Below are 16,485 nucleotides of genomic sequence, written 5' to 3' on the forward strand. Positions count from 1 at the left end.
TCGCTTCAACCCTTCAACATAAAGCCGCCCGGCGCTCAGGGAGCGACCGGGCGGGTGAGAACTACAAGCCCGATGGTCAGCCCGAACATAAGGTTTTGCGCGGTTCACTGCCACTGCTTCCTGAGTGTCCGGCCAGCTTCAAGAGGCCGAGACATGGAACACCAGACCACCACCACTGCGGCGCCGCTGCGCGCGCTGCTGAGTGAGGCCGCCGCCCTGCGCCAGCGCGGGGACGTGGGCGCTGCCGAGGCGCTGGAAGCGGACGCCCTGCGCGTCGTCCGCGCCAGCCTGACGCATAGCGCCATGGAAGCGCAGGCATGAGCGCCGCCATCCGCGACCTGGACACCATCAACCGAATTATCCGACCGCAGGAAGCCGGCGGCTTCGAATTCCGCAATGCGCTCTACCGCGCCCACCTGGCGGGCGACGTCGGCGCCCTTATCGAGGTTCTGCCGCGAGGCCGCGTGCCGCGCCAGGCGCTTTGGAGCGCCGTCACGACCATTGCCGTCATCGGCGACGATGCCGGGCTGTCGAGCGGGCCGGGGGATTTCCCCGATGCGGGCCGCCTGCTGACGTGGGCGCAGCGGGTGATGATCCACGCCGCCGGCGGCACGACCTGCCACTACGATTGGGCGGTGGCCGCCGCGCGCATCCACCGGCGGGTGCTTTTGGTCGAGACAAACACCGCGGCCGAGCCGGCATGGATGCACCTGGCGGAACGCGAACGCGACCGGCGGGAGGCCGAAGGCCGCGAACCCTTCGCGCTGTTGCTGATCCAGGTTCCGGCGGACAAGCCTCCGCATCCTGCGATCATGGCTCGTGCGGAAGGGGGTGCGGCATGAGCGCGCCGAACCTCGCGCCGGGCTGCGCCCTCACCATCGTTGAAGCCCGCAGCCGCATCCTCGCGAAGCGCTGGCACGCTGACGGGACGTGCGAGCCATACGACAAGGCGCGCACCGTGAACCTTCACGCCCGCTCGGTGGCTGACCTCGCCACCCTGGCGGACGTGCTGCGCGACCTGCTGACGCAGCCCCGCCAGTGCATCGTGCGCGGCGAGCCTATCGACGCCGCCCGCACCATGGGCGTGCGGCGGCTGGTGCATCCCGACGCAGAAACCGGGGAGGCGCCGACGCTGGGCGAGATTGCGCGGCGATGGGTTGCTGTGGATCTGGACAGCGTCGCGTTGCCCCCCGGCACCGACCCGCGTGACCTGGCCGCCTGCGCCGGTGCTGTGCGGTGCGTGCTGCCGCCCGCGTTCCGGGGGGCCGCCGCGATCGTAACCGCCACCGCGTCGCACGGCATCAAGCCCGGCGCACGGTTGCGCTGGTGGGCTTGGCTGTCCCGCCCGACCACCGGTGACGAACTGAAGGCATGGTTCATGGGCTGCCCGGTTGATTTTAGCGTCTTCGGTGCGGCGCAGCCGATCTACACCGCCGCGCCGTTGTTCCTTGGCCGCGCCGACCCGCTCCCCGCCCGCCTGGCGCTGGTGCCGGGCGATCGTGGCGTTGTGGAGGTGCCGGGCGTGATCCTTCACCCTCGCCCTGCCCCTGCTTCGCCAGCCGCAACGCAGGGGCTTGCCTTCCTTCGCTGCGCTTCGCGGGGGGCGCCTGCGATGCGATTTGCCGCGCTCTTGCAGGTCGTGCGCGGGGCAGCCGAAGGGGAGCGGCATCCGAAGCTGCTATGGGCGGCGCTCAAGGCCCATGAACTCGTGCAAGACGGGTCCATATCCGATGCCAGCGCGCGCGATGCGCTGGTCAACGCGGCGATGGACGCCGGCGGCATCGACCGGCGCAATGCTGAGAAGACCGCTGAATATGGGTTGAAGCACGGCCCGCGAGGTGACGCATGAGCGGCGCCACCGAAACCTCGCGCGATGCCGCTGCCGACGCCGAAGTACTACTCCGATTGGCGGCCCTGGATGCGCTCTCCTACGACCGCGAGCGCGAGGCCGCTGCAAAGCGCCTGGGCATCCGCACTAGCACCCTAGACCAACAGATTGCGGCCCTGCGTCCGAAGCCTGAGGCGGACCGCGCACGGGGCGTGACGCTCGGCGCGGTCGAGCCCTGGCCCGAGCCGGTGGACGGCGCCGCCATGCTCGATCGGCTGGCCGTCGTCATCCGCCGCCACATCATCCTGCCGCAGTGCGCGGCCGACTGCGTGGCGCTGTGGATCGCACACACGTGGGTGCCGCAGCGGTTTCAGCACACGCCGCGGCTCGGCATCGGCAGCCCTGCGAAGCGCTGCGGCAAGTCCACCCTGATGGACGTGCTGCGCGCCACCTGCTGCCGGCCGCTCAAGGCGGACAACATCAGCGCCAGCGGTGTGTTCCGCACGGTCGAGGCGCTGCGCGAGGAAGGCGGTCTCACGCTGCTGGTGGACGAAGCGGACACCTTCCTGGGCGACAACGAAGAACTGCGCGGGATCCTCAATTCCGGCTTTGAGGTGTCCGGTGAGGTAATCCGCGTGGTGGAAATCGACGGGGAGCACCGCCCGGTGCGCTTCGCCACCTTCTGCCCGGTGGCGCTGGCGGGCATCGGCAAGCTGCCGGACACGCTGGCGGATCGGTGCGTGCCGATCACCTTGCAGCGCAAAGCTGCGGCCGAGACGGTGGTGAAGATGCGCGCACCTGGCGCGCGGGACGCGCTGCACACCGCCGCGCAGTGCCTGGCGCGGTGGGCACAGGACCACGGCGCCAGCCTGCCGCTTGCGCCTGACATTCCCGAGGCGATGGGCGACCGCGAGGGCGACATTTCCGTGCCACTGCTTGCCATCGCTGATGCCGCCGGGGGCGAGTGGCCCGCGCGGGCGCGCGCCGCGCTGTTGGAGGTGTTCGGCATCCGCAACGCGGCCGAAGGCACCATGGAGGCCGGCGCGCTGTTGCTGTCGGACTTGCGGCGGCTGTTCGTGGGCAACAGCGCCACGCGGCTGACCAGCGCGGGCATCTGCGAGCACCTGGGGCAGATGGAGGAACGCCCCTGGCCCGAGTGGAAGCACGGGAAGCCGATGACGCCGACACAGCTCGCGCGCGGCCTGGCGCCGTTCGGGGTGCGGCCGGCGAACCTGCGCGGACCAGACAACAAGGTTGCGAAGGGGTATTTCCGCGAGGCTTTCGAGGAAGCGTGGAACCGCTACCTGCCGGCTGACACCCCTTCTGTGCCCCATACCCCCCATTCGAGCCGCTACACCGCTACAAGTGAGGAAAACCCGAGGTTTTCTGCAAATTCCGAACCGCTACACGACACCCCCTGTAGCGGCTCCGAAAATGCCCGCAACCCGGCAGAAAATATGGGTTGTAGCGGTGTAGCGGATCAGGAACCCCCTGCCTGGGGGGAAAGGGCCTCCGAACCGTTCGAGGCGACGCTGTGAGCGCCGCCGCATTGATCGCGCGAGCCGCTGCCGAAGGCGTCAGCCTGTCGGTGGAGGGCGGGCAGGTCCGGGTGCGGGCGGCGCGTCCGCCCGCGGATGACCTGCTTGCTGCTCTCCGGGCGGAGCGAGACGGCGTGCTGCGGCTGCTGAGTGCGCCGCCCCCGCCGGCTTTGCCGGCTCTCCCCGAACGCGACGCGTGGGGGCTGAGCGAAGCGGAAAAGGCCGAGGCTGTGGCGCGGCTGTTCCGGGCGAAGAGAACGGCCGAACCCGAGGCGATGGACCATGACGCGGCCGAGCGCGCTGCAAGGGCCGCGCACTACGCCGAGGAAGGCGCAGCGCGCCCCTACCAGCCCGGCGACGTTGACCCTCTGCGAGACGGGCTGCATCGCGGCTTCCATGCCCACCGTGCGGCCTGGAATGCGCTGCCTGCCGGCCCGGAGCGCGGACGCGCCTTCGCCGCGGTTCGCAGGGAGCCCGGCGCCTGCCCGACCTGCGCTGGCCGCCGCTGGTGGTGCGAAGTCGGTGAACCGGACACGGCGCGGCGCTGCACCACCTGCCACCCGCCCGATCACCTGTCCCCCAACGCCATCCATGAGGTAACGACATGACCCCCAACCGCGCACGGACGCTCGCCACGGCTGTTCAACATCTGGGATCAGCGAACGACGAACACGCCTTGGTGGCCGCCCGCTGCATCGCTCAGATAATCGAGGCCGAGGGCGTGAAGCCGCACACGTTTGCCTCCGCGATGGACGCGATCCTTGACCAGATGACGAAGCCGCGGGAGGCGAAGGGCCTCGCTCATCTTGGTCCCCGAGGGCGGCGCAAGCGCCTGGCGGAACTGTCGCAGCGCTACCGAGGCGACGCCGCCAGTGCGGGGCGTATCGCCGAACTACGCGCCCTTCTAGCCGGCGATCCGCGCGCGCCAGTGAGGGCCGAGGAAGTCGCTTGGCTGGACACGCTTTGGACCGCGCCTCCCTCCCCGCGCCGGGACGGTTTTCTAACCATGCCGAAAACCAAAGAGCCGACGGCCTCGCGCGCGAGGAAGGCGGGTTAGCCAAACGATTTCGGATTATCCGGCGAGCGGAGGCGATGCATGGGCGGCTTTGGATCGGGGCGGACGGCGGGGAAGGTCACGGTGGAAGGCTGCCGGACGCTGAAACTCGACGTGAACCGGGTAACGAAGGTCCTGCGGGGTGCGCTCCGCGGCGTGGAGCCGGCGGCGCTGCCGGTGGTTGGGGGGGCTGTGTGGTCATGGACGACAGACGGGGACGCAGCGCCTCGCGCCCACGCGCTGTTGACGCTGATGCTGCACGCCGACCACGGGACGGCGCGTCTGCAATTCGACATTGCCCAGCCGAGCCGCCGCACCGGGCCGCAGGACCAACTAGTGACGCTGGAAACCACGCCCTGCCGGTTCGGCGGGGTGCGGTGGTGGTGGGTGTGCCCGGCTACGGGGCGGCGCTGTGCGACGCTTTATCTGCCCAACGGCGGGCAACTGTTCCTGAGCCGCGGGCGGGGCGCGTATCGGCTCGGCTATGCCTCACAAAGCCAAGACGCCATGGGCCGCAGCCATGGCCGCCTGCGGCGCCTGCATCGCCGGCTAGGAGGCGCCTACACCCATGCTGACGACGTGTTGCCGCGCCGACCAAAATGGATGCGCTGGCGGACATACGAGCGCACATGGGCCGAGTGGGAAGCCGCCATGGAACGGCACGAGGCGATATGGATGAAAGGCGCCGAGCGGATGCTCGGGCGATGACGCCGCCCCGGCGTTTCGCTCGCCCGCATCTTCCAGCGGAGCTTAGGGCCGGGCTCGCGCGCTCGCTGTACCGCTGGGGTCAGGACAGGATTTTGCCGATCGTCGCTGTGGCATGGGCAGAAAGAGGTCCAAAGACAACGCTAAGGCGAGCGGGACCGACCGATACGACCTGCACCGGAAGCACCGCTGTATCGATCACGAGGCGCCCTTCGGCGCCTACGCCGACAATGTCGGACGGCGCCTGAATGCCGGCGCCGGCTTCCGACAGGTCAAGCAAATTGACCGCCCAAGCGCGTCCGGCAACTTCCAACCTTGCTCCGCACGACATTGGTTCGCGCGCCGTCTGCCGCCGGTCAGGCACCCTACCAGAGCGATTCAGCCACCCTGCGGTCTCGCCGTGCACAGTGGCAGCGCTTCCGGTGGCGCAAAGGACAGCCCGAATGGGCTCAGCAGCCGCGGCAGCAATGCTCTGCGCGCAGGCTGCACAGCCGCCGGCAAACGCGAGGAGCACCAGCAACAAAGCGGGAATCATTGTCATTTCGGCCGAGACAGAAGCGTCCCCCAACATACGCCGGCAACTCCTTAGTTTTCGACGGCCATATCCGCATCCAATCCGCGAAGTCGCTTATTGTTATTCAACTTTATGGCGCATTTGCAAGCGCGTTTTCGAGTGGGGTGCACACAAGCCCCACCGGGGCGGCTGATCCCTCCGCACTGGGCCTAAAGCCGCGGTCCGTTGTTGCCCGGCTCGGCACATTCAGGACAGGTGAAAGCGGGAGCCCTTCGTCTCCGCGATGTCAGGGCTTCCGGTGGAATCCGCCGGGCGCGGAAGACGACGCTGACGATTGCCCTTGGCGCCATGGAGGCAAGCCACGAGGCATCGTCCGACGTTAACCGCATAGTGGGCTCCGGAGTTGCCGAAGAGCATTTCGGACAGAGGGTATGCGACCTGCTGTGCATCGCGGGGACGCAGTACGGCAGCCAGTTATAGATTCGATGACGCGCCGTCTGAGCTGGCGCGTCTTCGGGCTGCTGATCAGTGACGCGAAATGCGCGGCGCTGGCGCTGAGCAGTCGGGCTGCGTGGAGTTGCCCCGCTTCCATGGACGGTCTGCGGGTAGTGATCAGTCGTTCATGAGCATCTTCGTCGCTTCGTATTCGATGGGGGAGAGGTAGCCCAGGGCTGAGTGGCGCCTGGTGGGGTTGTAGAAGCCCTCGATGAAGTGGAACACGGCCATGCGGGCTTCGGCTTGGGAACGGAAACGACGCCGGTCGAGTAGTTCGCACTCGAGGGTGGCGAAGAACGCCTCTGCCATGGCGTTGTCATAGGCGTCGCCGACCGAGCCTGTGGACGGACGCACGCCGGCTTCGCGGCAGCGCATCCCGAAGGCCACAGAGGTGTATTGGCTGCCCTGGTCGCTGTGATGCACGACATCGGCTGGCTTCCTCGTGGCGACGGCCATGTCGAGTGCGTCGAGCACCAGGCGCGTCCGCAGGTCTGTGGCCATCGACCAGCCGACGATGCGGCGCGACCAGGCATCAAGCACGACGGCCAGGAACAAGAAGCCTGCCGCGGTCGGCACGTAGGTGATGTCGGCCACCCACAGCAGGTTCGGCCCTGGTGCGGTGAAGACCCGGCCGACGAGATCGTTGGCCGGCCTGTGTGTCGGCTCGCGCCGCGTCGTGGTCGGGAAACGTCGCCGTGACACACCGCGCAGCCCGTCCTGGCGCATCAGCCGCGCCACACGCTTGCGGGCGATCGCGGTGCCCTCGGCTTGCAACTCGGCATGCACCCGCGGGGCGCCGTAGGTGCCGTGTGAGGCCACGTGGATCGTGCGGATCCGGCGCAGCAGGATGGCGTCGGCCCGGGCATGGGCCGAGGCCGGCCGGCTGCGCCAGGCGTAGAACCCAGAAACGGAAACCCGCAGCACACGGGCCATGACACGGATGGGGAATTCGGCCTGGTGCGCGATCATGAATTCGAAGACCCCGACGGGGTCTTGTCCTTCGCGAACCAGGCCGCCGCCTTTGCCAAGATGTCGCGCTCCTGGCGCAGCCGATGGTTCTCACGGCGGAGCTTGCTCAGTTCCTCTCGCTCGGCGCTGGTCGTACCGCCGTCGCGGCGCTGGCCGGCATCGCGCTCCGCCTGACGGACCCAGTGCGCGATCGACTGCGCCGTCGGCTCGAACTCGCGAGCGAGGTCCTCGGGCGTTCGACCTGATCGGACCAACTCCACCATTTGCCGCCGGAACTCCGGCGGGTAGGGCACTCTGAACCTGGGCATCTCGAACACCTCCGTCTCAAGCCTCGGGGTGTCCACAAAACCGGGTCAACTCCAGCGAGACGTCTCACCGGTGACTAATGCTGAAGTAGCTTCGCGCGCTCCATAAATGGCTGCGGTACCGGCTCGCGAGCGATTTCGAGCTCCGGCGTGTGGGCGCTATCGCCGCCGACCTCCGTCCGGATTTGCTCGCAGGCGGCGCGGAACGCCTCCGCGACCTCCCGGATCGTCGCGGCCTCGCCAGGCGTTGCGGCATTGTGTGCCGCGTCAAAGGCGCCAGAGAGCTCACGAACGAGTTCCTCAAGCCTCTCGCGCGGCCTATCGGCTAGCGCGATGGTTTCGCGCAGCGCGATTTCCGCTGCCTGAACGATTGTATGGTTCGCTAGCGGCTTCACAGTTCGTGTCTCCCCTGCACGACCGCTCCCCGACGGTAAGGGGTACAGCCCGGCGTTGGACGGCGGTGCGGCCTACTGTGGTCTAGAGGCGGGCGCTCCGCCAATGACTGCGGTGGTAGCCAGCGTTCCTCAGAATCCAAAAATCAAAACATTGTCTAATTAACCAATATTCATCGCTCACGAATAATTGTCTATCATTGGCATGGATCGTTGGCGCGTGAATTCGTCGTCAATGCCCTCCACTACTGTTGGTTGAGTTATTTGAATTCAATGACATAACGGGAAACCGGGGACGCGACATATCAATCTGGGGTTTAGGAAAATCTGGACACACTCGGGTTAGATGCATATTCCGCCGGTAAGCAAGTGATCTCGGCGCTCAAGGAGCATCCCTTTATGTCGGACGGCCGCGTTCACAGTCTTTTAAATGATCATAACGACACAAATGAAGATCGTGCTGCGGACGCAACACTCGCGCGGAATGATGCGCTCAAGGCCGCCGAGCAGGTCCTTCGGGCCGCGCGCGAAGCCGGTAGCGCCCACGCCGAGCGCGTTTTGCACACGCTGATAGCGCTACTTAAGACCTCCAGCGGCGGAAACGCCGAGCCAGTGTAACGGCACCCCATAACCATCGAGGAAGGCCCTTGGAATGTTTCAGATCGACAATCTGTGTCTCCAGGACCGAGATCAAGTTGAGCACCTAACTGGCGCGGCCTCTGGGACCGACGCCCTTAGAGACGCCGCGCTGGCAGTCGAACGTGTCCTGGCGGTGGCACACGAGCGCGGCTTCGCAGACGCCATTCCGCTTCTCAGCGCTGTCGCCGGGTTGCTTCGCGACGTTGGCAGCGACCGGCGTTGAACAAACCTCCGCATCGCCCTCGGCTTCGGCCCTGCGATCGCGCGCTTCGGCCGCAGCATGACTGTCCGCGGGATCGCCAAGCGCGTGCGATGCTCCGGGTGCCGCGGGCGCACCATCGTCGTGCAGGTCACGACAGAGACGCGCGGCACCGTCACACGCGAGCGCCCCGGGCCGGCGCCGGAGACGCGGGCAGGCTCCGCCAGCCCTGCGTAATGCCTCGGTCACTACACCCGGCGATACTTGCCCCATGACGCACGACCCCGTCGCCGCCATGCGCCACCGCGCCCGCCACCACGCCGAGCAAGAGGCACGGGCCGAGCGTGAGGCCCTGGCCCGTCTGCTCACCGACCCCGCATTGGTGCTCGTGACGCGGCGCATGGGCATAACCGACCTCGCCGCAGCCGCAACCACCGGGCGGATCGCAGCCGGGCCGATGCTGCGCCTGCTGACGGCCGCAGCCGACCTCGCCGGGCAGGCGCGCGCGTTAGCTAAGCGCAGCATCTAGGCGCGCCATCCCTCAGCGTGCATGGCACGCGTTATCGCACAGCGCACAGGTTGCACCGCAGCACGCGACGGTCCGTGTTCGTATCGTCACGGCTGCGACACCACGCCCGCCGGTTAGTGGCGGCGCCTATACGGCCGAATGCATAACCGCAGCATCGCAGCAGGCTTGTGGAGGCGTCGGTGTCGCAGTTGGTCGCCGGAGGTATTGTCGTGCTGGGGGTCGTGGGCGTGTGGGTCTTGCTCCACGCCATCGGCAGCGCGCTCGCATGGGTTGCCCGGCGACAGGACCGGCGGGACGCCTAGGCCGACGCGGCGCCGGCTTAGGTGCAGCGGAAGCGAAGGCTAAAGTCGTAAAGGCCACGATACTGGTCGATGCTGCGACTCAGATCGCCGGGCTGCACCTGCTTTCCCTGCGCTGCACAATACTCAGTCGCTTGGCTTACGACCCGCGTCTGTGCCGACGCCGCGCCGCCACTCATCCAATCGGTCTGAGCGGTTACAGTATTCCCCGCCGCCGAGCTTGAGGACTGGCGTAGTTGAGGCGCAGCCAATGAGGGCGAGCACGGCTAGAGCATTTTCCGATCAGTCTGGGTCATATCCTACCGCGGCGAAGTAGTTGGCGCATTCGGTTGGATTGAATGTGTCGATGATGCTGGCGATGGCGGACCAGAGGCCGTCGATGGTTCGCTCGGCGGCTTTGCGCAGCATGGCCTTGAGCTTGGCGAAGGCGTTCTCGATCGGATTGAAGTCGGGGCTGTAGGGCGGCAGTTAAAGGAGGCTCGCGCCCGCAGCCTCGATAGCGGCGCGGATACCGGGCCGCTTGTGGCTGCTGAGGTTGTCCATGACGACGATGTCGCCAGGTCGCAGATCCGGGACCAGAACCTCATCGACATAGGCCTGGAAGGCGAGGCCGTTGATCGGCCCGTCGAGCACCATCGGCGCGACCATGCCGGAGTTGCGCAGGCCCGCGACGAAGGTCGTCGTCTTCCAGTGGCCGTGCGGGATAGCGGCGCGCAGTCGCTCACCGCGCGGTGCCCGGCCGCGGGTGCGGGCCATGTTGGTCGAGGCCCAGGTCTCGTCGATGAACACCAGGCGGTCCGGGTCGAGGTCGAGTTGTCCCTCGAACCATTCCCAGCGTCGCGTCAGAATGTCGGGCCGTTGTTGCTCCGCCGCGTGCGCCGACTTTTTTTCAGCGTGATCCGGCGCCGTGCGAAGAACCGCCACAAGGTGGCGACGCCGACCGGCACGCCGGCCGCCGCCAGTTCCGCGCGTAGCTCGCTGAGCGTGATGTCCGGCGTGCGCTCCAGCAGACCGAGGATCAACGGCGCATGCGCCTCGATCCGTCCTGAGCGACGGTCGCCGCCGAGGGGGCCGGGTGCCACCGAACCCACCGCACGCTTCAAGGACGCCCAGCGGATGGCGCTCGAGATGCCGACGCCGAAGCGTGAAGCGGCTGCCCGGCAAGAGGATCCTGCCTCGATCGCCGCAACAACACGCTCCCGAAGATCCACCGACAGCGCCTTCGACATGCCTGTCGGCCCCCTCCCGACAGACAGCTTGAATCAGATCCGCACCGCGTCGGGGAAGGACTTTCGCGATTCAGTCAGGTCGGAGGACGCGCTAAGGATGCGGTCGACCGCGTCGCAGATTGCGCCACGCGGACGGTACAGCGCGTTCAGGAGCACCCCATTCAGGCCATGCTGGCGTCGTTGTTCACGGGGCTGTTCATTGGCTTTTGCCTGCGTCGCTGAACGGCGCGGGCCTATCGGCGGACAGAGAATGGACGACAGAAGCATTGGCTGGATTGCGGCGTTCACCATAGGCGGCTTCGCCGGTTGGATCGCCTCGGCGCTGATGAAATCAAGCACCGGGATCTTCCTAAACATCATCGTCGGGATGATAGGTGCCGCTGTCGCCAGCTTGCTCTTCGGGATTCTCGGCGTCTCCTTCGGCGGTTGGATTGGCTACTTGGCGGCTGGGGTGCTCGGGGCCTGCGTTCTGATCGGTGCGGCAAGGATGATCCGTAGCTAACCTCCGCGCCGGCACCGGTTACTTCATGCGCCGGCTAGGCGATCCTTCGCCTTCTGTACGACGTTCGGCGGAAAGCGATTAGCGAAGCGGGTGACGATCGCTTCCGGCTTTCAAGGACAGCAGGGGCAACCTGCAGCAGATGCCCGGGGTATTCCCAGAGGGCCCCGAACTTGCCTTGGTTCGGTGGGGCATGCCGTCGTCGAAAAGGCGCTCCTGGACGCTGCGACGAAGCGGGCGGACAAGCTCCGCGCGAAGGGCAAGCGCGTCGACTTCGACGAGCTGCTCCGCATGGAGCCGGATAGCGGCACGACGAACATCCGCAACACCGCATCGGCGCATTGGAAGCGATGGCTCGGCGTCGAGAGCCGATGCCTGGTGCCCTTCACGTCCTTTAGCGAGTTCAACAGGGAGGCAGGCGGATACATCTGGTTCGCCCGCGATTAGGACCGTCCCCTGACCTTCTTCGCCGGCATATGGGCGCCACGGTGGACCAGCGTACGGAAGGCGCGGACGGGCCTCGAGACGATCGACCTGTTCCGCTTCCTCATGAGGGAACCGAACGCCGAGGTGGGCGCGAGTCACCCCTGGGCGATGCCGGTAATCGTCGCCGCGCCGGAGGAGATCTAAACGTAGATGACGGCGCCGTGGTACGAGGCGAAGGCGGTGCAGCGAACCTTGCCGGATTGGTCGCTGGTGGTGGTGGCGAGGGGCTTGAAGCGAAACCCGCAAGCCGATTCCGCGTGGCGGACACCCCGTTCGACCGTGCGGGGCCGTTGGCGAGTGGAAGCCTTAGCTCTCTTTGGCTTTCCCGCGGTAGCGGGCAACATCGCGCAGCAGGCCAGATACCGTGCTAAGGATGATGACGGCATCGACGCTGCCCCTCTCATGGGCGGCACTCAAGACCCGCTCGATAGCGAGCGCGGCTGTTTTGAGATCCTCTGACATATCAATGCCCACCGAAAGGTCGGCGGCGGGCGAAGCGCCGGGGTTGATCGTGTTTGCCATATCCATGATGACCTTAACCCCTTCTGGATGGTGACCGGGTCATGCTGCCTGAGCCGAGCCGGCTGCTCGCAGCAGCTCGATGACGGCTTGCAGCACGCGTTCCGCGTCGATACTTCCGGCCTCTCGAGCCGCGCTCAATACCCCCTCAGCGGCGGAGATGATTCCTGAACCGACCGCGAACGGGAGAGTGAGAGTGTTTACGTCTCTGTCATCAGCAAATGGATTATTAATGAGAACGAATGGGTGTTCGTTTACCATAAAGTGATGCTCCCCGCTGCCCCTCTGCCCTCACCGCGGGACAGAACTAGGCTGTCAGCGATCACCTTGTCCACAGGTTGGTAAACCAGAGATTGAGAGGCGCTTTCGGAGACTTCCAATTAAGTAACTGAAATTGTTCAAATTTATGAAACCCTGCAGTGAGCTTCTGACGCAGTTTTCACGGATGCGGGTAACCCCGCCGCCGGCATCACGACCATCGCGATAGTGAATGTGCAAAAAATGCATTTCGCTCTCTCACAAGGAGGCGTTACGTGTCGCGGTCGGTTGTGATTCGAATTAGCCATGACCCCGCGAATGAGGCACCCTCACGACGCCGCGCGCGCGCCTGGATGGCCGACCGCCCCTTCGCATGACGTCGTGTAGGATGCATCCTCATAGGTAGCCATGACAGCGTTCGTCCAAAAATCCGTCGCAGATGCCGCCGAGCACGCTATCCGGGCGCATCTGGAGAAGTGCGACCAACCCCTCCAGCGCATGGAAGCATTGGCGCGCGAGCTGTTCCTTGCGCTTCGAGACGCTGCTGGCGGAAGCCCCGAAAGCACCGCCCATGCTGAGTTGGCGGCAGGCTTTCGTATCGCTTTCGATCGGCTATGGGCCGAGTTTGGCGGCGATCCCGGCCGCGTGCCGCACATCCAATTTCCGGTAGCGCCCGATCCGAACCCGTGGTCAAGCCACGTCCTGCCGCAGTAGAACGGGTGGAGTCGCCCATTGGCGTCGTCGAGGCGACCGACCTTCACGTCGCCGCGGCATTTCGGGCCTTTCGAATTGCGAACGGGCTAAAGATCCAGGAGCTCGCGACGTTCCTCGGCGTCGCATACGGGACCGTGCACAAGTACGAACGCGGTGAGATTCGCATCTTCGCCGATACCTTACTCCGTGCCGCCACGCTATTCGGAGTGCCCGTGACGGAATTCTTTCCGGGCGCCCAGATGCTGCGGCGCGGCTCGCAGGGCCGCGCTCAACGCGAGCGGATTAGCCGCATAGCTGCGTTTGTCGTGAATGCTCGTCGCATCCCTTCAGCCGAACTGCAGGACGCCTTGGCCCGCGTTACCCGCCTCATCCTCGAAGGGCAACCAAGCGCTTCAACCTGAGTGCCGTGGTGGAGCGCTCACGGCGGGGCAAAGCATTGACACATTAGGTCTGTTCTCGCCGGCGATTCATGTTCTTCATTCGTTCCCTTGCCCACGGCATCCTTCGGCCGATGTCCGACCCACTCCATATCCCGCCGATCCCGACCAGCGGCCTCGCCCCGGCCAGTGCGAGGGAGGTGCGGCAGCACTTCCAGGCCGGGCTGCCAGAGGTCTTGCGCACCCTGGCAGCGCCGACCCTCGCGGCCGAGGATGCTGCAATCCGGCCCGAGGCAAGCGAATTGTTAGAGAGCGCGTCACGAAAGCTGCGGGACTTGGGGCGAGATTCATCAAGCTGGCATGTTGAAGCCCGGCGAAGACACGCCCCTACGCAGCATCTTGCCTTTGCTGACAGGCAGCCCGATGCGCCGCGTGCGCCGAATTCATGCGGGCCGCGCTGATCGCTCCGCCTATCCCACCGAGGACCGCCCAGGCCGCCACGTTACCGGAGAATGCCCCATCCTCGACCTGGTGCGCGCAGTAAGGCCCTACTCGTGATAGCCCGATGCTAGGAGGCTGTCCCGGCACCCTCGGTAGTTGGTTTCGGCGAATGCCGGCGAAATGCACCAGCGGCCGACGCCCTCAGAATTTCGGAACTCGACCATTAGCGGGTCAAGTGAACTCGTTGGCGGGTGGTGGTCCGCGACCGCGCACCCTGCGACTGCCCGAGGGACACTTGCCAGTCCGAGCCGCCGCATCACGCCTCCGACACATGCCGAGGCCGAGTAAAGCCCGGGGCACTGGGCGCACGCGAGGATGTAGGCGCAGCCAGGGTGGCCGCCGGGTATCTTGTGGACTCATTTGTGGACCCACAGACGCCAGCGGTCTAGAGAGCTGAAATCACTACCTTTTTGGCGGAGAGGGTGGGATTCGAACCCACGGTACAGTTGCCCGTACTTCGGTTTTCGAGACCGACCCGTTCGACCGCTCCGGCACCTCTCCGACGGGGTGGCGGCTATAATCCGGCCGAGCCCCGCTGGCAACGCCCCGGATGCCGCTTCACCGGTTGACGCCCCGCCCGCCCCGCCGCTATACGCCCGCTCTCCCGGCGGGGCCGCAACCTTCGCCGCTCTCGCTTTTGCCCGCCCGTCCCCGGCCTCCGGCCCAAGGGACAGCGGGAAACATCCAGGGCCTGTCATGACCTACGCAGTGATCCGCACCGGCGGCAAGCAGTACCGCGTCACCCCGAACGCCACCCTGGCGGTCGAAAAGCTGGACGCCGCGCCGGGCACCACCATCACCTTCAATGACGTGCTCTGCGTCGCGACCGAAGCGGGCCTGACGATCGGCGCGCCCACTGTCGCTGGCGCGTCCGTCACGGCCGAGGTCGTCGCCCAGAACCGCGGCGACAAGGTCCTCATCTTCAAGAAGCGCCGCCGCCAGAACAGCCGGCGCAAGAACGGGCATCGCCAGCACCAGACGGTGCTCAAGATCGCCACCATCACCGCGGCGTAAGGGGCACACACCATGGCTCACAAAAAGGCAGGCGGCTCGTCCCGCAACGGGCGCGACAGCGCGGGCAAGCGCCTCGGCGTCAAGCTGTTCGGCGGGCAGACCGTCAATGCCGGCTCCATCATCGTGACCCAGCGCGGCACGAAGATGATCCCGGGCGACAACGTGTATGCCGGCCGCCAGCACTCCCTGCACGCCAAGGTCGACGGCCGCGTCACCTTCGTCCGCCGGGCCGAGGGCCGCGTCCACGTCACCGTGACGCCGACCGCCCAGGCCGCCGAATAGCCACGCCCACACGGCGCTGCGATCGCGGGGGCCTTACGGCCCCCGTTTTCGTTTCGCAAGGCCGCAAGCACCATGAAGTTCCTCGACGAAGCGAAGGTCTACCTGAAGGCGGGCGACGGCGGTGACGGCGTCATCGCCTTCCGGCGCGAGAAGTTCATTGAATTCGGCGGCCCCGACGGCGGCAATGGCGGCAAGGGCGGCGACGTGCTGGCCGAAGCGGTGGACGGCCTCAACACCCTGATCGACTACCGCTACGCGCAGCACTTCAAGGCGCGCAAGGGCGGCAACGGCGCAGGCTCCGACCGCACCGGCGCGGGCAGCGACGACGTCGTGCTCAAGGTGCCGGTCGGCACGCAGATCCTGGCCGAGGACCGCGAGACCCTGCTCGCCGACCTCGATGCGCCGGGCAAGCGCGTGGTGCTCGCGCGCGGCGGCGACGGCGGGCACGGCAACGCGCACTTCAAGACCAGCACCAATCGCGCCCCGCGCCGCGCCGACAAGGGCTGGCCGGGCGAGGAACGCTGGGTCTGGCTGCGCCTGAAGCTGATCGCCGATGCTGGCCTGGTCGGGCTGCCCAATGCGGGGAAATCCACCTTCCTTGCCGCGGCATCGGCCGCGCGGCCGAAGATCGCCGACTACCCCTTCACCACACTGCATCCGCAACTCGGTGTGGTGCGCCTCAACGCCACCGAGGAATTCGTCCTGGCCGACATCCCCGGCCTCATCGAGGGCGCGCATGAGGGCGCGGGCCTAGGCGACCGCTTCCTCGGCCACATCGAACGCTGCGCGGTGCTGCTCCACCTGGTGGACGGCACGCAGGCCGACCCGGCCGGCGCCTGGCGCACCATCCGCGCGGAACTGGCAGGCTACGGCCACGGCCTGACCGAAAAGCCCGAGATCGTGGCGCTGAACAAGCTCGATGCCATGACCGCGCAGGCCAAGGCCAGCCGCGTGAAGGCGCTGGAACGCGCCTGCGGCCACCCGGTGCATGTGATCAGCGGTGCCACCGGCGAAGGCGTACCGGCCATCCTGCGCGCCCTGGCCGACACCATCGCCGCGCACCGCAGCGCCTGACGGCGCCGGAGCGCCGGGGCACCACCCGCCGGCGGTGCTCGCGCGTGCACCGACCTGTCGGCATCG

The 16,485-nt window shown here is 66.8% G+C and carries 20 protein-coding genes, 1 tRNA gene and 1 pseudogene; 15 read left to right on the plus strand and 7 right to left on the minus strand.

Annotated features, from left to right (window positions below; genetic code table 11):
- Positions 1-153: 153 nt before the first annotated feature.
- The 7 genes from MWM08_RS20040 to MWM08_RS20070 all read left to right on the plus strand — a co-directional run bounded on the left by MWM08_RS20040 (position 154) and on the right by MWM08_RS20070 (position 5,128).
- On the plus strand, positions 154-321 hold the full coding sequence (locus MWM08_RS20040) for a hypothetical protein (RefSeq protein WP_244408281.1): 168 nt from the start codon (positions 154-156) through the stop codon (positions 319-321).
- Positions 318-842, plus strand: a complete 525-nt coding sequence (locus MWM08_RS20045) for a hypothetical protein (protein ID WP_244408282.1) — start codon at positions 318-320, stop codon at positions 840-842. The genes MWM08_RS20040 and MWM08_RS20045 overlap by 4 nt, the downstream gene beginning before the upstream one ends.
- A complete protein-coding gene (locus MWM08_RS20050) occupies positions 839-1,849 on the plus strand; it encodes a hypothetical protein (protein WP_244408283.1) in 1,011 nt (336 codons plus the stop codon). The genes MWM08_RS20045 and MWM08_RS20050 overlap by 4 nt, the downstream gene beginning before the upstream one ends.
- A complete protein-coding gene (locus MWM08_RS20055) occupies positions 1,846-3,366 on the plus strand; it encodes a DUF3631 domain-containing protein (RefSeq protein WP_244408284.1) in 1,521 nt (506 codons plus the stop codon). The genes MWM08_RS20050 and MWM08_RS20055 overlap by 4 nt, the downstream gene beginning before the upstream one ends.
- Positions 3,363-3,974 (plus strand): hypothetical protein, encoded by a 612-nt coding sequence (locus MWM08_RS20060; RefSeq protein ID WP_244408285.1) that lies wholly within the window; start codon positions 3,363-3,365, stop codon positions 3,972-3,974. The genes MWM08_RS20055 and MWM08_RS20060 overlap by 4 nt, the downstream gene beginning before the upstream one ends.
- Positions 3,971-4,423, plus strand: coding sequence for a hypothetical protein (locus MWM08_RS20065; RefSeq protein ID WP_244408286.1), 453 nt, complete (start codon positions 3,971-3,973; stop codon positions 4,421-4,423). Before MWM08_RS20060 ends, MWM08_RS20065 begins: the two co-directional genes overlap by 4 nt.
- A 249-nt stretch (positions 4,424-4,672) precedes the next feature.
- On the plus strand, positions 4,673-5,128 hold the full coding sequence (locus MWM08_RS20070; RefSeq protein WP_244408287.1) for a hypothetical protein: 456 nt from the start codon (positions 4,673-4,675) through the stop codon (positions 5,126-5,128).
- A 79-nt stretch (positions 5,129-5,207) separates the two neighbouring features.
- On the opposite strand, the gene MWM08_RS26350 is transcribed toward MWM08_RS20070, so the two are convergent.
- The 3 genes from MWM08_RS26350 to MWM08_RS20085 form a co-directional block, all read right to left on the minus strand.
- Positions 5,208-5,696: a PilZ domain-containing protein gene (locus tag MWM08_RS26350; RefSeq protein WP_341482826.1), complete on the minus strand. Its 489-nt coding sequence runs from the start codon at positions 5,694-5,696 to the stop codon at positions 5,208-5,210.
- Positions 5,697-6,251: 555 nt separating this feature from the next.
- Positions 6,252-7,411, minus strand: a protein-coding gene (locus tag MWM08_RS20080; RefSeq protein ID WP_244459925.1) for an IS3 family transposase whose coding sequence is annotated in 2 segments (ribosomal slippage) — positions 6,252-7,150 and positions 7,150-7,411 — 1,161 coding nt in all. Because the reading frame shifts where the segments join, the coding sequence is not laid out codon by codon here.
- A 74-nt stretch (positions 7,412-7,485) separates the two neighbouring features.
- On the minus strand, positions 7,486-7,803 hold the full coding sequence (locus MWM08_RS20085) for a hypothetical protein (protein WP_244408289.1): 318 nt from the start codon (positions 7,801-7,803) through the stop codon (positions 7,486-7,488).
- A 1,106-nt stretch (positions 7,804-8,909) separates the two neighbouring features.
- Here MWM08_RS20085 and MWM08_RS20090 point away from each other — a divergent pair.
- Positions 8,910-9,167, plus strand: a complete 258-nt coding sequence (locus MWM08_RS20090; protein ID WP_244408290.1) for a hypothetical protein — start codon at positions 8,910-8,912, stop codon at positions 9,165-9,167.
- Between the two features lie 581 nt (positions 9,168-9,748).
- Here the strand turns inward: MWM08_RS20090 and MWM08_RS20095 are convergent.
- Together MWM08_RS20095 and MWM08_RS20100 are read right to left on the minus strand one after the other, a co-directional pair.
- A pseudogene (locus MWM08_RS20095) lies at positions 9,749-10,695 on the minus strand (IS630 family transposase).
- A 33-nt stretch (positions 10,696-10,728) separates the two neighbouring features.
- Positions 10,729-11,034 (minus strand): hypothetical protein, encoded by a 306-nt coding sequence (locus MWM08_RS20100; protein ID WP_244408291.1) that lies wholly within the window; start codon positions 11,032-11,034, stop codon positions 10,729-10,731.
- Positions 11,035-11,062: 28 nt separating this feature from the next.
- Between MWM08_RS20100 and MWM08_RS26550 the strand changes: the two genes are divergently transcribed.
- Together MWM08_RS26550 and MWM08_RS20105 are read left to right on the plus strand one after the other, a co-directional pair.
- Positions 11,063-11,197: a GlsB/YeaQ/YmgE family stress response membrane protein gene (locus tag MWM08_RS26550; RefSeq protein ID WP_423816055.1), complete on the plus strand. Its 135-nt coding sequence runs from the start codon at positions 11,063-11,065 to the stop codon at positions 11,195-11,197.
- A 183-nt stretch (positions 11,198-11,380) separates the two neighbouring features.
- Positions 11,381-11,641, plus strand: coding sequence for a hypothetical protein (locus MWM08_RS20105; protein ID WP_244408292.1), 261 nt, complete (start codon positions 11,381-11,383; stop codon positions 11,639-11,641).
- Positions 11,642-11,986: 345 nt separating this feature from the next.
- On the opposite strand, the gene MWM08_RS20110 is transcribed toward MWM08_RS20105, so the two are convergent.
- Complete coding sequence (locus MWM08_RS20110) at positions 11,987-12,208, minus strand: hypothetical protein (RefSeq protein WP_244408293.1); 222 nt, start codon at positions 12,206-12,208, stop codon at positions 11,987-11,989.
- Positions 12,209-12,865: 657 nt separating this feature from the next.
- Here MWM08_RS20110 and MWM08_RS20115 point away from each other — a divergent pair.
- Together MWM08_RS20115 and MWM08_RS20120 are read left to right on the plus strand one after the other, a co-directional pair.
- A complete protein-coding gene (locus MWM08_RS20115) occupies positions 12,866-13,171 on the plus strand; it encodes a hypothetical protein (protein ID WP_244408294.1) in 306 nt (101 codons plus the stop codon).
- Positions 13,144-13,572: a helix-turn-helix domain-containing protein gene (locus tag MWM08_RS20120; RefSeq protein WP_244408295.1), complete on the plus strand. Its 429-nt coding sequence runs from the start codon at positions 13,144-13,146 to the stop codon at positions 13,570-13,572. Before MWM08_RS20115 ends, MWM08_RS20120 begins: the two co-directional genes overlap by 28 nt.
- Positions 13,573-14,460: 888 nt before the next feature.
- On the opposite strand, the gene MWM08_RS20125 is transcribed toward MWM08_RS20120, so the two are convergent.
- Positions 14,461-14,550: transfer RNA gene (locus tag MWM08_RS20125), tRNA-Ser, on the minus strand.
- A 195-nt stretch (positions 14,551-14,745) separates the two neighbouring features.
- On the opposite strand from MWM08_RS20125, the gene rplU reads away from it, so the two are divergent.
- The 3 genes from rplU to obgE all read left to right on the plus strand — a co-directional run bounded on the left by rplU (position 14,746) and on the right by obgE (position 16,419).
- Entirely contained in the window at positions 14,746-15,063 is a 318-nt protein-coding gene (gene rplU / locus MWM08_RS20130; protein WP_244408296.1) for a 50S ribosomal protein L21, read from the plus strand.
- 12 nt (positions 15,064-15,075) lie between these two features.
- A complete protein-coding gene (gene rpmA / locus MWM08_RS20135) occupies positions 15,076-15,345 on the plus strand; it encodes a 50S ribosomal protein L27 (RefSeq protein ID WP_244408297.1) in 270 nt (89 codons plus the stop codon).
- A gap of 72 nt (positions 15,346-15,417) precedes the next feature.
- The gene (gene obgE, locus MWM08_RS20140; RefSeq protein WP_244408298.1) at positions 15,418-16,419 is read left to right on the plus strand and encodes a GTPase ObgE; all 1,002 of its coding nucleotides are present in this window, start codon (positions 15,418-15,420) and stop codon (positions 16,417-16,419) included.
- Positions 16,420-16,485: the final 66 nt, after the last annotated feature.

It is taken from the genome of Roseomonas fluvialis (assembly GCF_022846615.1).
Lineage (GTDB): Bacteria > Pseudomonadota > Alphaproteobacteria > Acetobacterales > Acetobacteraceae > Neoroseomonas > Neoroseomonas fluvialis.

Excerpts from the sequence above, each read along its gene's own strand:
- MWM08_RS20040 (WP_244408281.1), top strand. The coding sequence starts at position 154 with ATGGAACACCAGACCACCACCACTGCGGCGCCGCTGCGCGCGCTGCTG.
- MWM08_RS20045 (WP_244408282.1), top strand. The coding sequence starts at position 318 with ATGAGCGCCGCCATCCGCGACCTGGACACCATCAACCGAATTATCCGA.
- MWM08_RS20050 (WP_244408283.1), top strand. The coding sequence starts at position 839 with ATGAGCGCGCCGAACCTCGCGCCGGGCTGCGCCCTCACCATCGTTGAA.
- MWM08_RS20055 (WP_244408284.1), top strand. The coding sequence starts at position 1,846 with ATGAGCGGCGCCACCGAAACCTCGCGCGATGCCGCTGCCGACGCCGAA.
- MWM08_RS20065 (WP_244408286.1), top strand. The coding sequence starts at position 3,971 with ATGACCCCCAACCGCGCACGGACGCTCGCCACGGCTGTTCAACATCTG.
- MWM08_RS20070 (WP_244408287.1), top strand. The coding sequence starts at position 4,673 with ATGCTGCACGCCGACCACGGGACGGCGCGTCTGCAATTCGACATTGCC.
- MWM08_RS26350 (WP_341482826.1), bottom strand. The coding sequence starts at position 5,696 with ATGTTGGGGGACGCTTCTGTCTCGGCCGAAATGACAATGATTCCCGCT.
- MWM08_RS20090 (WP_244408290.1), top strand. The coding sequence starts at position 8,910 with ATGACGCACGACCCCGTCGCCGCCATGCGCCACCGCGCCCGCCACCAC.
- MWM08_RS26550 (WP_423816055.1), top strand. The coding sequence starts at position 11,063 with ATGATAGGTGCCGCTGTCGCCAGCTTGCTCTTCGGGATTCTCGGCGTC.
- MWM08_RS20110 (WP_244408293.1), bottom strand. The coding sequence starts at position 12,208 with ATGGATATGGCAAACACGATCAACCCCGGCGCTTCGCCCGCCGCCGAC.
- MWM08_RS20115 (WP_244408294.1), top strand. The coding sequence starts at position 12,866 with ATGACAGCGTTCGTCCAAAAATCCGTCGCAGATGCCGCCGAGCACGCT.
- rplU (WP_244408296.1), top strand. The coding sequence starts at position 14,746 with ATGACCTACGCAGTGATCCGCACCGGCGGCAAGCAGTACCGCGTCACC.
- rpmA (WP_244408297.1), top strand. The coding sequence starts at position 15,076 with ATGGCTCACAAAAAGGCAGGCGGCTCGTCCCGCAACGGGCGCGACAGC.
- obgE (WP_244408298.1), top strand. The coding sequence starts at position 15,418 with ATGAAGTTCCTCGACGAAGCGAAGGTCTACCTGAAGGCGGGCGACGGC.